The sequence below is a fragment of the Rhodococcus sp. KBW08 genome, from assembly GCF_003852455.1.
GTDB lineage: Bacteria > Actinomycetota > Actinomycetes > Mycobacteriales > Mycobacteriaceae > Rhodococcus_F > Rhodococcus_F baikonurensis.
Genome location: NZ_QAJJ01000006.1, coordinates 126,970 through 142,113 on the forward strand (window position 1 = coordinate 126,970; position 15,144 = coordinate 142,113).

Sequence of the window (15,144 nt, forward strand, 5' to 3'; positions counted from 1 at the left end):
CGTCGAATTCCGCGAACTCGTGAGGCTTTGACCGCCCGCTGAAAAGTGTTTTCACGTGGTCGTCCCGGCCAGTGTGCCTGTACGTGCTCGGCGCATGTCGCCGGGTTCGGAACGATCGACAGTGGACGGCACGATCGCAGGGCCTTCACGGCCAGAGTGCTTCCGCTGGGCAGCAACCACCAGGCAGACTGCAACCAGGATGGACGAGAGCGCCAGTCCGATCGCGACTCCGACCGCGGTTCCAGTGAGGGCTGCAGCCGCACTGCAGATGACAATTGCCGTGAGACTCTGGACGATTCGCAGTTTGAGCAGTCGGCCACTGGCTCCTTGAGTGCGGTATAGATTGTAAACGCCCGCTATCCAGCAGATCGCCGCGTACTCGAGTCCGAGAAACGGCAGAACATGGCGGGCCTCGGCCCAGGAGTCTCCGAGAACGACCCGGCCGAGTGCATCCGGAAGGAAGGGAGCGGCGAATCCGATCGTTGCCGCCATCGCGGACGTGAGCCACGCTGCATAACGCAGTGTGCTCCACACCTGGCGCGCGGTATGGCCGGCCCGAACGGATTCGGGAATGACGATCAGTGGAAGCGAACTGATCAGCACGGCGAACGGACCAAGGACGGTCACTGCTCCGCGCAAAGACGCCGCAGCCACTGTTCCGATGAAGGCTGTGGACACCGCGACGATCACGATTGCCGCCAATTGGTCGATACCGCTCTCGAATCCGAACCGGACTCGATGAGTCCAGAACGACGCCCACCAGCGATACAGACCAGTCAGTCGCGGTAGCGTCTGTACGCGAATCATCAAGTAAACGAGTGCCAGCGCTCCGGAGAGGGACCACAGCCAGATCATCTCGGCGATCGAAAGTGCCTCTGGTCTAATCCAAGTCACGACAAGCACACCGAAGGCCGCACTCGCCCACAACGCGTCGCTGAAGAACGCGTGTTCCGGTTCTCCCATCGACATCGAGGTGAACCGCAACGCATCCTGCGTGAGAACAACCGGCGCGGCGACGGCGTATGCAATCCCCACCTGCGGTTCGTGTAGGAAAACAGAAACTCCGAGGGCAACGATCCCGACTACGACTCCGAAGAAGGCCGCACCCAAGATCGCGTGTCTGCTCTCGGTGCGAATCCTGTTGCGGCTGTATGCACTCATCAACAGCAGCGGAGTGCCAACTGCGCCTCGAACGAATCCGAGCGCAGCCGTGAGGATGGAGAAAACGAGGATCGCCAGGCCGAACTCACTCACCGACGACGGGCCGGCCATTGCGAACAGTATCAGCGCATTGCTGACGCTGGACAGTACCTGATCACCCGCGCTGAACAGCACGCGCAGTTTGAGACCCGCCACGTCTCTCACCTCCCCCTTGCGCTCGCTGCATTCCAAGACCTCGATGTTCCGCGACCGAGATTTCAAGACCGAGATCAATTTGAAACCATCGGTCGGCTCAGTTCACTCAAAACAGTCTATAGGATTGTTTACTGCGAAGTAGCCGAGGAGTACGAAGTGCCTGCAGACGCACCGTGGGACGCAGGTTTCCGCTATCGCTCGCCGAAGTGAAATCCTGTTTCCATCGTCACGTCGGCACCCGACAGGCCAGCGGCAGTTTTCACCGCCGCAATCAGTGAGGCCTTCGCGACATGTCCACCGGAATGACTGAACGTGCAATCGGAGACGTTTCCAGTCGCCCGAATGTTGATCGACATCGCGTTTGCGGCGTAGGTCTGCATGCCACCGGAGTACACGAGCCGACCATCACGCTTCGCATACGGCCGGTCGGCCGGGAGACGAAAACACGACATACTGGTGGTCAGAGGCTGTTCCGCGATCTCGCCACCTTCGCCGAATCCACCACCGGATCCGTGCCTGTAGTCAGCTGCGCGCGTGACCACCTCACCTACTGATCGACGGATCAGCGCCTCGCCCGACCGAATTCGCGACGACAGTTCGTGCGCCACGTCAGCAGGGTCGTCGACCGACCAGTCGGCTCGAAATGGTATGTGACTGAATGCATTCCCATCGGTGAGCCCGAGAACTGGGGAGTACGACCGAAGGTCCGCCACCACGTGATGACTCTCGTGCGCCCCACGTTCCAACGCGGCAAGTAGTGCGCAGTAGAAGTAGACCGACGGCAATTTGCGATCAGTCCTGCCTTCGAGCCGAGCGAAATACCACCACGCGCGTGAGTCCAATGCATGCATCCCCGACTCGTCCGGGCAAGCCACCGGGCGCGGAACCTCCTTCCGCATACCGACAATCTGACGTATCGCTCCGAAAGATGCTTTGGGGTGAGCGACGGACATCCGAAGTCCGCCCTCGACGATCCTCCGCGCAGTCAACGGCCGCCGGTCCTGCCGAACTGGCGCACAGTCAGGACTCAACCCACTCAATGCCAGAAAGAGTCGTTCCGACTTCGGCATGAACACCGTCTCGTCACCGAATCGGTGCGAGTAGATCAGTCCGAGCATTCCGGCACTTACGACCAACACGATTGTCGACGGGTCGACGAGGCGGCTGTTATGGAAGAAACTCACGAAGACCTTGTCGAATTCGTCGACATCGACTGTGTCGAACTCGTCGGGGAGATCGCCAGCCGCGTCGTCGAGCACCAGGTGCTCGGATTCGATTTCGGATTCATCGACTCGGCGCACCAACACGACGCGCACACGGACCTCGTCCTCGGGATCGAAAACACTGCTGATCCACACCGAAATCGCGTCGTCGACCACTGACGGTACAACTGTCGCAAACGCCTGCTGAGTATTGCAGCAGTAGATGTTCCCCCACGGATCAGACCTCATCATTTCCCCTCTGCCGCCGAATACACAACAAACCGCAAGACGGTCAAGGTGTGATCGAACATTCACGCAGACCATTGCGTGAGCACAGAATTGCACACGGTGCGAGAGCGCAGAATCCGGACCCGCCCGGACGCACACCACCCACCTCGACCCAACTATCACCAGAATCACATCCATCCAGTTATTTTTTGGCTAAATCGGTCGTTCAGGCGGTCGAATGCCGGGCATTCATCTGAGCGATTCGCCCATTTTGTCGAGTTTGGCCAGCCGACCGGGTTGATAAACCGCCCTACTGGGGCTTAAATAGCTTGAATAAAACCGTTTGACTGTTTCGCGCGCCATTTCCCAACCGGAGGTTCGTCATCAGTACACAGACCGACCAGATGCACGACTACCCTGGCGGCGCTTCGGCGATTCCCGAGTTACCGACAAGTGCCACCGTCGGCTCGCTGAACATCACAATCCTCGGAATCAACTACGCGCCGGAAACCACGGGGATAGCTCCGTACATGACGGACCTTGCCGAATCGCTCGGTGAGCGCGGGCACGAGGTGCACGTCGTCACCGGTTACCCGCACTATCCGGCATGGGAAATCGACACTTCGTATCAGGGGCGGTCGATAGACGAGATCGTGAACGGCGTTCACGTTCACCGACGCCGCCACTTCGTCCCGAACCCACCGAACGCGTTGGGACGAATCAAAATGGAGCTGAGTTTCGGCGCACGCGCAGCCAGTTCCGGGTGGAACACACCTGATGTGATCGTGTGTACCAGTCCGGCATTGCTGGCCACTGCGATGGTCCTCGGACGTGCTCGGCTGACGCCCAATCGCCCGGCAATCGGGGTCTGGGTCCACGACTTGTACGGACAAGGTGTCGTGGAGACCGGCGCGATGACAGGCCGCAGTGCCCGCGCAACGTCTCGGCTAGAGGCGGCTGTCGTGAAGTCCGCCGATGGAATCGCTGTCGTCCATGACCGTTTCGTCGACCACGTCGTCAACGAACTTCACGTCCCACGCGAACGAGTCACCGTCGTTCGGAACTGGACGCACGTAGCACCGATCGATGTCGAGGATCTTACCGCCGCACGCACCAGATTCGGGTGGTCGCCCGATGAAACCATAGTTCTGCACACCGGAAACATGGGTGTAAAGCAAGGTTTGGAGAATGTGGTCGAGGCGGCTCGACTCGCCGACGAGCAGAATCTACCGATCCGATTCGTTCTGGTCGGTGACGGCAATCAGCGACCGAACCTCGAAGCTGCGGCAATGGGAGTCAATCGAATCGACTTCGTGCGGCCACTCGACGACCAGGACTTCCGCACTGCCATGGCCGCCGCTGACGTTCTACTGGTCAACGAGGCACCCGGAATCGTCGGAATGGCAGTGCCGAGCAAGTTGACGTCGTACTTCAGCAGCGGTACCCCGATTGTCGCTGCGACCGACGTGGCATCCACGACTGCTGACGAAATCCGTGCTTCCGGTGCCGGCGTCGTCACTCGGAACGGTGATCCCGCCGGCCTGCTCACCGCAGCCCTGCAACTCGCGGGCGACGCAGAGACCTCCGCCAGACTTGGCGCAGCCGGGGTCCGTTACTGCGCTACCGCGGTCGGCAAAACCGCGTCCATCGACAAATGTGAACAGTGGATCCGCGAGCTGGTGGCCGGCCGCAATTAGTACGCGAGCCACTCGGAACAACACCTCACACATCTCGACACACACCTGGACTCGGATCCGAAGACGACGAACACAGACAAGGCAGCTGACGCTCGATGACCAAACGCGCACTCATCACAGGGATCACCGGACAGGACGGCTCCTACCTGGCAGAACTGTTGTTGGCCAAAGGCTACGAAGTACACGGATTGATCAGACGCGCATCAACTTTCAACACGTCGCGCATCGATCACCTCTATCAGGACCCTCATGAACAGGGCGCACGGCTGTTCTTGCACTACGGTGACCTGTCCGACGGCGCACGACTCGTCACGCTTCTGTCGAAGATCGCACCAGACGAGGTGTACAACCTCGCTGCGCAGTCGCACGTGCGGGTCAGCTTCGACGAGCCCGAACACACCGGCAACACAACCGGAATCGGGTCTATTCGTTTGCTCGAAGCAGTCCGCATGACGGGAGTGCAGTGCCGCTTCTACCAGGCTTCGAGTTCGGAAATGTTCGGAGCCAGTCCGCCTCCACAGAACGAGGACACCCCGTTCTATCCGCGGTCGCCGTACGGTGCTGCGAAGGTGTACTCGTACTGGGTCACCAGGAACTATCGCGAAGCGTACGGAATTCACGCGGTGAACGGGATCCTCTTCAATCACGAGTCACCCCGCCGCGGTGAAACATTCGTCACCAGAAAAATTACGCGTGCAGTCGCGCGGATTCAGGCCGGGATCGAAGATTCCCTGTACCTGGGCAATTTGGACGCGGTCAGAGACTGGGGCTACGCACCCGAGTATGTCGAGGGTATGTGGCGGATGCTTCAAGTCGACGAACCAGATGACTACGTGTTGGCCACCGGAGGGAACTTCACGGTCCAGGATTTTGTCGTGGCCTCCTTCGAACATGTTGGTCTCGACTGGCAGAAGTACGTCAAATTCGATCCTCGTTACCTTCGCCCGACAGAGGTGGACGCTCTGGTCGGCGACGCAGGCAAGGCCGAAGACGAACTGGGCTGGAAAGCAACAGTACAGACCCCAGAATTGGCTCGAATCATGATGGACGCCGACATCGCAGCATTGGCGAATGCCGGCACACCGTGGATCGACACGCCACATCTCCCTGATTGGAAGATCTCGCTCTCATGATCACAACGAAATCGATTGCACCTCTTGATCGCAGCGCCCCGACATACATCGCGGGCCACAAGGGACTAGTGGGTTCCGCGCTCTGGCGCAAGCTCGAACAGAGTGGCTTCACCGAGCTGATCGGCCGCACATCTGCCGAACTCGATCTGCGAAACCGTGCGGACGTGTTCGCCTTCTTCGAAGCAACCAAACCGTCGTGCGTTGTCTTGGCTGCCGCGAAGGTCGGGGGAATCGTCGCGAACAACACATATCCGGTCGACTTCATCTCCGACAATCTCCAGATCCAGACCAATGTGCTCGACGCAGCGTTGCGGCACGGCGTGCGTCGATTGCTGTTCCTCGGGTCCTCGTGCATCTACCCGCGCCTGGCACCACAGCCGATCACCGAAGATCAGTTACTGAACGGCCATCTCGAACCGACCAACGACGCGTATGCGATCGCCAAGATTGCGGGAATCATCCAAGTCCAGGCTGTTCGTCGGCAGTTCGGGTTGCCTTGGATCTCGGCGATGCCGACAAGCCTGTACGGCCCCGGCGACAACTTCACGGAGAATGTCTCGCACGTACTTCCTGCGATGATTCGCCGTCTCGACCAAGCCCAGAAGGATGGAATTGAATCCGTCACGAACTGGGGTTCGGGGAGCCCCCGTCGAGAATTCCTCCACGTGGACGACTTGGCCGACGCACTCCTTCACCTACTCGACACCTTCGACGAGTCCGGACATATCAACGTCGGTACCGGTCACGACGAAACCATCAAAGATCTCGCAAACATCGTGGCCGAAGCAGTGGGATATGAAGGCCGAATGGACTGGGACACAAGCAAGCCCGATGGTGCACCGCGCAAACTACTCGACGTGTCCACATTGATGGCCACCGGTTGGAAACCACAGATCTCAACACGCGAGGGCATCGAGTCGACCGTTGCATGGTATCGCGAGCACGTACGGGACTCGTCTGCAGCGGTCCGACTGTGAGCACAACACGCACTCTGTCCGGGTTCACCGGGGCAGGCTACGACAAGGGACGCGGCCTACTGGTTCAAATCTCCTGGCTTGTGATTTCCGGTGTGCTGCTTTCTCATTGGTGGTGCCCCAACGGAATACGCGTTGCAGTTCTCCGGCAGTTCGGCGCAGACATCGCCGACGGGGTCCTGATTCGACACCGTGTCCGTATCCACTGGCCGTGGAAGCTGACGGTCGGAGCAGACTCGTGGATCGGGGAGGGAACCTGGATACTCAATCTCGAACCCGTCACGATAGGGGCGAACACGGCTATCTCGCAGGATGTCCTCCTGTGTACGGGCAGTCATGATCACCGAAGTCCCACATTCGAGTTCGACAATGCCCCCATCGTTATCGGTGACCAGGCGTGGATCGCCGCCCGCGCGACGATACTCCGAGGTGTGACGATCGGGGACAACGCAATCGTCGGCGCGACGGCTTTGGTGACGTCCGATGTTTCCGCCGGAACCACAATGTTGGCGCCACGGGCCGGCGCCGCACGATGAAGATACTGCAAATCGTCACTCTCTTCTCACCGGACGCCGCATACGGAGGGCCTATCAGGGTCGCCCTCAATCAGTCGAAAGCATTGCAAGACAATGGTCATGACGTAACTATCGCCGCGGGTGAGCGTGGATACGCGGTGCCCCCGACACACGAGCAAGGTATCGCTCTGAAATTGTTTTCGGCGCGAACCGTGATCCCCAAGATCGGGTACGCGGGAATCGGCGCGCCGTCGATGCTTGTGTGGCTTCACAAGCACATCCGAGAATTCGATGTCGTGCACATTCATCTCGCTCGCGACCTGGTGACTCTTCCTGCCGCGAAGCTGGCTCTTGCATACGGCATTCCAGTTTTCGCTCAGACTCACGGGATGATCGACGAAACAGACAAGCTGCTGGCAAAACCGTTGGACGCTGCTCTCACGATCCCGGTCCTCAAACGAGCACGGACAGTGTTCTATCTGACCGAACGCGAACACGCAGACCTGCAGTCCGTTGTCGGAGACGGTCACCTAAACTTGGTGGAACTCAACAACGGGATTCCGGAGGCAGAAGACCTCGAGTCGCGGCCTTGCAACAGTTACGACCCGCCCGAGGTCCTCTACCTCGCACGCCTACAGGCAAGAAAGCGACCCCAGGTGTTCGTTGAAGCCGCAAAAGAGTTGTTGGACAGCGGACACACGGCGCGATTTTCGATAGTCGGGCCGGATGAGGGTGAAGCAGAAGCCGTCAACGGACTGATCGAACGCTCAGGGCATAGCACTTTCATCCGGTACGAAGGCCCACTTCCGTTCGACAAGTCTGCCGCGCGATTTCGTCAAGCGTCGGTATATGTCTTGCCCTCCGTGAACGAGCCGTTCCCAATGTCCGTACTCGAAGCGATGGCCGCTGGACTGCCCGTAGTCGTCACCGACACGTGTGGCCTCGCACCACTGATTCGAGACGGTCGGTGTGGCCTCGTGATCGACGACGCCACCGAGTCACTGACTGCGGCGATCTCGTCGCTCTTGAAGGACCCCGTCGCCGCAGCAGAGATGGGCGCCCGCGCTCGAAGTGTTGCTCGCGAACGCCTAGGAATGCCTGCCGTTCGTGCAGCGCTCGAGACCCAATACAGGCTCTGAGCGGCTCCCACATCTGCACTACAGGAAGTAATTGTGAAATCCACTCGCCCCAAGGTTCGTCGACGCATACTCGTTCTCAGTGGCATTGTCGGCGGACTTACTGCAATCACTGCTGCCGGCTGGCCGGTCTACGTCGATCCGGTGATCGACACACCCGAAATGGCCGACGCGATAGTCGTTCTGGGCGGTGATCACGACGGCAGAGAAGGGTACGGACTGTCCCTGGCTGAGCAGGGCTACGCGCCCCAGATCATCTTTTCGAATCCGTATCGCAGCAATGATCCGAAGATCAACGCAATATGCGAAGGAACCTACGACTTCGAGGTCAGCTGTTTCAAGCCAGATCCGTCGACCACGCGTGGCGAAGGACAGGAGATTCGGCGTCGCGCAGAGGCAGAGGGATGGAAGCGCGTCATCGTAGTGACCTTCGTTCCCCACGTCTCTCGCAGTCGTTACATCATCAACCGCTGCTGGGACGGTGACATCGACGTAGTCGCGGACCGCCGACCACTGCCCTTCTGGGTTTGGGCCGCAAACTACGTGTGGCAAACCGCGGGGTATGTTCGCGCCCAGTTCCAGGAATGCTGACCGGCTCTGGCCGATCAGTACGCTCCGTCGCTCCTGAGCACTGCAGATACGGTCTTGGTGATGATCGAGATGTTCTGCGCCGCAGACCAATTCTCCACATATGACGAGTCGAGACGAACAGATTCCTCCCAGGAGAGATCACTGCGACCACTTACCTGCCAGAGACCGGTGATGCCAGGTTTGACCAGCAAGCGCCGGGCAACCTCGTCGTCGTACATCTCGACCTCGCGACGCAACGGCGGCCGGGGGCCGACGACGCTCATCTCCCCGCGAATGACGTTGAAGAACTGTGGGAGCTCGTCGACGCTCAATCGACGAAGGATCTTGCCGACGGACGTGATTCGTGGATCCTCACGCATCTTGAACAACACGCCCCCAGCGCCTTCGTTGTCGCCCATCAGATCGACAACCTGTTGATCGGCACCTTCCACCATGGTACGAAACTTGAACATGGGGAACGGTTTCCCGTTGAGGCCGATGCGTTCCGCCTTGTAGAACACCGGGCCTTTCGACGTGAACTTGACTGCAGCGGCAGCGGCGACCATGACCGGCGCCAGGAGGAGGATCATCAGCATCGAAAACACCGCGTCGAAAACAGCGGGCGCAAGCCGGTTCGCCCCCTGATAGCGCGGCCGCGCAACGTGAATCAACGGGAGTCCCGCCGCAGGCCGAAACATCAAGCGAGCCTTCGACACATCGGCCACGACCGGTGAAACCACCATGTCTACGCCCTCTGCTTCGAGGTCCCACATCAGTTTGCGAATGCCCACCTGCCCGAGGTCTTCGGTCCCGGTGACGATGACGGTGTCTGCGCCACTTGCGCGCATCGCCTCGACCACCTCGAATTCATTGCCCAATACCGGGACTGCTGCGCCGTCGACAACGATGTGATCGTCCAACGCGGTCGCCCGACGCGGAATGCACGCTCCCACGACGTCGTAGCCGGCCGAGGAATCGCGCACGAAGGCACGCGTGGTGGCAACGACGGACGCGTGTCCACCGACCAACAGCACCGAGTTGCGGCAATCCCCGATCGCACGCTTCTTTCGAATGTCGCGTCGCCAGAGGTAGCGCCCGAGAAGCAGCGCAGCGAGTCCGACGGGCAGGGCGATCATGAGATAGCTTCGCGCAATTCCCACGCCGAGAATGATCCCGGCCAATGCACCTACCCCGAACACCTGGCCGGTAGCGAGCAGCACCTTCTCGTACTCGTCACTGCCTTCACCCAACATCGCCTGATGACGACTACGCCCCCGTGCGAGCGCGATCATCCACAACCCGCCCAGCGCTGCAGACGCGATCACCTTGAGTGGTGTCAGCCACTCGATGGGATGCGGCCACATGCTGCCGATCTGAGCGAGTGCGATCACGAACAGGACCGTGATCGAATCGCTCACGGCGATCCGCTTCCGGTATGCCCGACGCCAGTCGGTGCCGACATGAGCGGAATCTTGTAATGCTGCCGACCGGCTCTCCACCTCAGCATGAACGCTCATTTGCCATCAGTCCTTCTAGTCATTCGAACGGCTTCAGCGGATCGAACGACTTCGGCGGATCGCTGATCGGTAACCACTCCGAGCCTCCAGGTACGGCAACACCCCGCCGGTTGCCGTACCTCGCCGCTCGCAGTGCAGAAACGAACCGTCATCGGACCCCCCTACATAACTGCCGATCAAAGGCCACTTCGTGCGAGAAAACGACCCAGTGTTGCTCATTTCGTACGTAAACATACCTTAGGTTTGTTTCAACTGCACTCACCGAGCCCAAGCTATTTTCCGGTTGCCAGATGATTACCGGGCAATTACGTCAAAGTGGGCTAATCCTCCACGTTTTCGAGGCCACTAGCCTCACGTGTCCTTATGTCGGTCATCAGTCTGTCCAGAGCGCCGAGCAGTGCCGTGTCGGCGCGTCGGCATTGTTCGATCACGGCTTCGAGATCAGCCTCATCAGCGCTTTCGATCACACCGGCCTTGGCAGCCCGACTCAACACTTTTTCAGCCAGGAGCAACGGCGGCTGCGACCGTGCGATTCCGTCCATGGACGACGCGCGCGCCTTCTCGGCAGCCTTCAAAGCGTCCCACGCCCGCTCCTGCTCAGCGATGTCGACCACTCCGGAACTGACCAGGTGCGGGCTGCGGTGCACAAGTTTCGCGATCAATGCGCCGGCCACATCGTCTAATTCGAAAACGCCGTGAGATTGAGCGATCCGCGAGTGGAACAACACCTGGAGCAACAGATCGCCGAGTTCCTCACGGAGGTCGCTCTCGTCGTCGCTTCGAATCGCGTCGAGTACCTCGTAGGTCTCCTCGACGAGGTAAACCGAGAGGCTCTCGTGCGTCTGGGTCGACTCCCAACCACCACGATTCCACAACCGGTCCATGATCGACGCCGCTTCCACCAGTCGATCGCCGTGAATGGGTTCGGCGCGAATCACCTTTACCCCAGCGGCAGAAATCGCCTCGATCTTCGGCTCGTCGGTGTCCATCATCAGAGTGACCGAGGCGCCGGGTGTCGTCGCCGGCAGCGCGCCGCGTACCGAGTCGGGAACGTCCGGGTCGATATCGATCGCGCCGGACAAGAACGGGAGCGCCTCTATCGGAAAGACATGCGGCCGCAAAGGATCGAGCAGTACGACGACGGGCGATTCGTTCACTGTGCGCTCACGCCTCGACCAGGACGGCACCGGCGGCGCGCCCGTCTATCGCCAGGATGAAGTCCGCGATGTACTGGAGTAGTTCGACGTCCCGCAGACGATCCGAGCCGACTCCGCCGGTGCGAGGCAGCGGGAGTTGCACGAGCCCGGTCGTTGCCCGGTACTGCGCGCTCGGATAGATCCTCTTGAGCCTGATCTGTTTGGAATCGGGCAGTGACATAGGCGAGATCTTGAGCTGAGTTCCGGTGACGGCAACTTCCTCCAGTTGGTACTCGCGGCAGAGGAGTCGAAGCTTGGCCACCGAGATCAGCCGTCGAACCTCTTCGGGCAGTGGGCCGTAGCGATCGACCAGTTCTTCGACTACGGCAGCGATGCCGTCGGAATCGGTTGCCGCAGCGAGCTTGCGGTACCCCTCCAACCTGAGCCTGTCACTGGTGACGTAGTCGGGCGGGATGTGCGCGTCCACCGGTAGGTCGATCCGGACTTCCTTCGTGCCCTCGTCCATTGTGATCGGCTTGCCGTCGGCTGCAGCCCGGAAGGCTTCGACCGCCTCACCGACCAGCCTGACGTACAGATCGAACCCGACCCCCGCGACGTGGCCGGACTGCTCTGCGCCCAGAACGTTTCCGGCTCCACGGATTTCGAGGTCCTTCATCGCGACGGCCATACCCGCGCCGAGGTCCGAATTCTGCGAAATCGTTGCCAGCCGGTCGTATGCCGTTTCCGTCAAAGGCTTTTCGGCCGGATACAGGAAATAGGCGTATCCACGTTCGCGACTACGCCCGACGCGTCCGCGAAGCTGATGCAACTGAGAGAGGCCCAGCGAATCCGCACGTTCGACGATCAGCGTGTTGGCGTTCGAGATGTCCAGACCGGTTTCGATGATCGTGGTACACACCAACACGTCGAAGTCTCGTTCCCAGAATCCCTGCACGGTCTTTTCGAGAGTGTCCTCGTTCATCTGACCGTGCGCGACGACGACGCGAGCCTCCGGGACGAGTTCGCGGATCTTCTTGGCTGCCTTGTCGATCGAGCTGACGCGGTTGTGTACGTAGAAGACCTGGCCGTCGCGCAACAGTTCGCGCCGGATGGCCGCGGCGACCTGCTTGTCCGCATACGCGCCGACGTAGGTGAGGATCGGATGACGTTCTTCCGGCGGCGTGAGGATCGTGGACATCTCACGGATCCCGGCCATACTCATCTCGAGAGTACGAGGAATCGGGGTAGCCGACATCGTCAGGACATCCACATGGGTGCGCAGTGCCTTGATGTGTTCCTTGTGCTCGACTCCGAATCGCTGTTCCTCGTCGACGATCACAAGCCCGAGGTCCTTCCAGCGGATACCGGTCTGCAGCAACCGGTGAGTACCGACGACGATGTCGATCTCACCTTCCGCCATGCCTGCGATGATTTCCTTCGAGTCCTTGGCGTCGGTGAAACGGGACAGCCCTCGCACCTTCACCGGGAACGACGCCATTCGTTCGGTGAACGTCTGAAGATGTTGCTGTGCAAGCAGAGTCGTCGGAACCAGCACCGCTACCTGCTTGCCGTCCTGCACTGCCTTGAACGCGGCACGAACGGCGATCTCCGTCTTGCCGTACCCGACGTCACCGATCACCACCCGGTCCATCGGAACCGGCTTCTCCATGTCGGCCTTGACCTCACTGATGACGGTCAACTGGTCGATGGTCTCGGTGAACGCAAATGCGTCTTCGAGTTCCTTCTGCCACGGCGTGTCCGGGCCGAACGCATGCCCGGGAGCTGCCTGACGCGCAGCGTAGAGCTGAACCAACTCACCCGCGATCTCACGAACCGCCTTGCGGGCCTTACGCTTGGTGTTTGCCCAGTCGGATCCACCGAGCTTGCTCAGCGCAGGCAACTCTCCACCGACGTACCGGGAAAGTTGATCGAGCGATTCCATCGGGACGAACAGACGATCGCCCGGATGGCCACGCTTGCTCGGCGCGTACTCGATGACCAGGTATTCACGACGCGCCCCGCCGATGGTGCGTTCGACCATTTCGACGAACCGGCCGATACCGTGCTGATCGTGCACGACCATGTCCCCTGCCGACAGCGCGAGGGGATCAACCTGATTGCGGCGCTTGGCCGGCAAACGCTTTCCGTCGCCGACCGCCGCAACACGGTTGCCGGTCAGATCGGACTCGGTGACGATCACCATCCCTGGTGTCGAGTCATCGCCGGCGAGTACAAGTCCGTCGTGCAGAGAACCGCGGAGCACCGCGACCTGTCCACGGGCAGGGGTCGCTCCGGCATCGAGCATCTTGGCAGGCACTTCGGCTTCACCGAGTCGCTCCACGACGCGGCTTGCCGTTCCGGCACCTGCCACCACGATCGCCGCGCGACCGCCCGTGCTCACGTGTGCCCGCAGGCTGACGAACAGTTCGGCCAACAAGTCGTCGGAACCACGAACCTGCGGTGCTGCCTGAACCGGGAGTTCGAGTTCTTCACCATTCCCGGACGCCAGCGGGCTGACCGTCCACCACGGACGGCCGGCAGCTTCGGCAGATTCGCGAACATGACGGAGCGACCGATATGCGGAGGCGCCGAGATCGACTCCCCCGCCGTTGAGGATCGACGTGTCCAGCGGTGCAGCGCCGCCGATCGACGCCGCGGTCCACGACGCTTCCAAGAATTCCTGGCCGGTGCGCACCAGGTCGGTGGCGCGGGTGCGCACCTTCTCCGGATCACACAGAAGGATGTGCGCCCCCACGGGAAGGACATCGGAAAGTAGTTGCAGTTCACCCGGTTTGAGGACCGGGAGTAGAGCTTCCATCCCCTCGACGGGGATGCCTGCCGAGATCTTGTCCAGCATCTCGACCAACGACGCGTCGGCCTGATTCTCAGCAGCAAGTGCTGCAGCTCGGTCGCGAACATCAGCTGTCAGAATCAACTCACGACACGGCGGCGCGATCACGGAATCGACGTCGACGTCCGGTAGCGAGCGCTGATCGGCAACAGAGAAATACCGAAGTTCCGATACCTCGTCACCCCAGAATTCGATACGGACCGGATGATCCGCCGTCGGCGAGAACAGATCGAGAATGCCACCGCGGACCGCGAACTCACCGCGCTTTCCCACCATGTCGACGCGGCTGTACGCCATCTCCACCAGACGAACCAGAACGGAATCGAAATCGATCTCGGTGCCGACGCGCAACGTGATCGGCTCGATCTCGCCGAGCCCCGGCGCCATCGGCTGTACGAGAGAGCGCACCGTCGTGACGATCACCCGAAGAGGCGAGCCGTACGAGGCGTCGTCTGGTCTGGCGAGTCGGCGCAGTACCTCCACTCGCCGCCCGACGGTGTCCGCGCTCGGCGACAGTCGCTCGTGCGGCAATGTTTCCCACGACGGGAACTGCGCGACGCCTCCACCGAGCATCTCGGTGAGTTCTGACGTCAGATCGTCGGCTTCGCGACCGGTTGCCGTCACCAGCAGCACCGGCGTGCGGGCGGCAAGGGCAGCGGCGATGAATGGTCGAGCCGGCTTCGGCGCCACGATGTCCAGGGCGGCCGCACCGATGGAGTCGATCACTGGAGTGAACGCGGCGTCTGCGAGGGCGACCTCGGCGAGTCCAGCGAGCGCAGTCTGGGCAGAGGACAAGGAAGTCAACGAACGCGCTCCTGAACAGTGATGA

The 15,144-nt window shown here is 60.7% G+C and carries 11 protein-coding genes; 6 read left to right on the forward strand and 5 right to left on the reverse strand.

Features of this window, described 5'->3' with window-relative positions:
• Positions 1 to 51: 51 nt before the first annotated feature.
• Both DBV08_RS08280 and DBV08_RS08285 read right to left on the reverse strand, forming a co-directional pair.
• The gene (locus tag DBV08_RS08280; RefSeq protein ID WP_124567100.1) at positions 52 to 1,356 is read right to left on the reverse strand and encodes a hypothetical protein; all 1,305 of its coding nucleotides are present in this window, start codon (positions 1,354 to 1,356) and stop codon (positions 52 to 54) included.
• Positions 1,357 to 1,547: 191 nt separating this feature from the next.
• Entirely contained in the window at positions 1,548 to 2,807 is a 1,260-nt protein-coding gene (locus tag DBV08_RS08285; RefSeq protein WP_124567101.1) for a hypothetical protein, read from the reverse strand.
• A 383-nt stretch (positions 2,808 to 3,190) separates the two neighbouring features.
• On the opposite strand from DBV08_RS08285, the gene DBV08_RS08290 reads away from it, so the two are divergent.
• The 6 genes from DBV08_RS08290 to DBV08_RS08315 all read left to right on the forward strand — a co-directional run bounded on the left by DBV08_RS08290 (position 3,191) and on the right by DBV08_RS08315 (position 8,832).
• Positions 3,191 to 4,483, forward strand: coding sequence for a glycosyltransferase family 4 protein (locus tag DBV08_RS08290; protein WP_124567102.1), 1,293 nt, complete (start codon positions 3,191 to 3,193; stop codon positions 4,481 to 4,483).
• 95 nt (positions 4,484 to 4,578) lie between these two features.
• Entirely contained in the window at positions 4,579 to 5,616 is a 1,038-nt protein-coding gene (gene gmd / locus DBV08_RS08295) for a GDP-mannose 4,6-dehydratase (protein ID WP_124567103.1), read from the forward strand.
• Positions 5,613 to 6,593 (forward strand): GDP-L-fucose synthase, encoded by a 981-nt coding sequence (locus tag DBV08_RS08300; RefSeq protein WP_095972242.1) that lies wholly within the window; start codon positions 5,613 to 5,615, stop codon positions 6,591 to 6,593. Before gmd ends, DBV08_RS08300 begins: the two co-directional genes overlap by 4 nt.
• On the forward strand, positions 6,590 to 7,126 hold the full coding sequence (locus tag DBV08_RS08305; protein ID WP_095972148.1) for a DapH/DapD/GlmU-related protein: 537 nt from the start codon (positions 6,590 to 6,592) through the stop codon (positions 7,124 to 7,126). Before DBV08_RS08300 ends, DBV08_RS08305 begins: the two co-directional genes overlap by 4 nt.
• Positions 7,123 to 8,244 (forward strand): glycosyltransferase, encoded by a 1,122-nt coding sequence (locus DBV08_RS08310; protein ID WP_124567104.1) that lies wholly within the window; start codon positions 7,123 to 7,125, stop codon positions 8,242 to 8,244. Before DBV08_RS08305 ends, DBV08_RS08310 begins: the two co-directional genes overlap by 4 nt.
• Before the next feature lie 33 nt (positions 8,245 to 8,277).
• On the forward strand, positions 8,278 to 8,832 hold the full coding sequence (locus tag DBV08_RS08315) for a YdcF family protein (RefSeq protein ID WP_124567105.1): 555 nt from the start codon (positions 8,278 to 8,280) through the stop codon (positions 8,830 to 8,832).
• 14 nt (positions 8,833 to 8,846) lie between these two features.
• Here DBV08_RS08315 and DBV08_RS08320 read toward each other — a convergent pair whose 3' ends face one another.
• From DBV08_RS08320 to mfd, 3 genes are all read right to left on the reverse strand, one after another.
• Positions 8,847 to 10,328 carry a sugar transferase gene (locus DBV08_RS08320; protein WP_124567106.1) on the reverse strand — a complete coding sequence of 494 codons (1,482 nt, stop codon included), beginning with the start codon at positions 10,326 to 10,328 and terminating at the stop codon, positions 8,847 to 8,849.
• Positions 10,329 to 10,648: 320 nt separating this feature from the next.
• Positions 10,649 to 11,485 carry a MazG family protein gene (locus tag DBV08_RS08325; protein ID WP_124567107.1) on the reverse strand — a complete coding sequence of 279 codons (837 nt, stop codon included), beginning with the start codon at positions 11,483 to 11,485 and terminating at the stop codon, positions 10,649 to 10,651.
• Between the two features lie 7 nt (positions 11,486 to 11,492).
• A complete protein-coding gene (gene mfd / locus DBV08_RS08330) occupies positions 11,493 to 15,119 on the reverse strand; it encodes a transcription-repair coupling factor (RefSeq protein WP_124567108.1) in 3,627 nt (1,208 codons plus the stop codon).
• Between the last annotated feature and the right edge of the window lie 25 nt (positions 15,120 to 15,144).

What these genes read in the sequence shown, in the direction of transcription:
- DBV08_RS08290 (WP_124567102.1), top strand. Translation starts at nt 3,191, where the DNA reads ATGCACGACTACCCTGGCGGCGCTTCGGCGATTCCCGAGTTACCGACA.
- DBV08_RS08310 (WP_124567104.1), top strand. Translation starts at nt 7,123, where the DNA reads ATGAAGATACTGCAAATCGTCACTCTCTTCTCACCGGACGCCGCATAC.
- DBV08_RS08320 (WP_124567106.1), bottom strand. Translation starts at nt 10,328, where the DNA reads ATGAGCGTTCATGCTGAGGTGGAGAGCCGGTCGGCAGCATTACAAGAT.
- DBV08_RS08300 (WP_095972242.1), top strand. Translation starts at nt 5,613, where the DNA reads ATGATCACAACGAAATCGATTGCACCTCTTGATCGCAGCGCCCCGACA.
- gmd (WP_124567103.1), top strand. Translation starts at nt 4,579, where the DNA reads ATGACCAAACGCGCACTCATCACAGGGATCACCGGACAGGACGGCTCC.
- DBV08_RS08285 (WP_124567101.1), bottom strand. Translation starts at nt 2,807, where the DNA reads ATGAGGTCTGATCCGTGGGGGAACATCTACTGCTGCAATACTCAGCAG.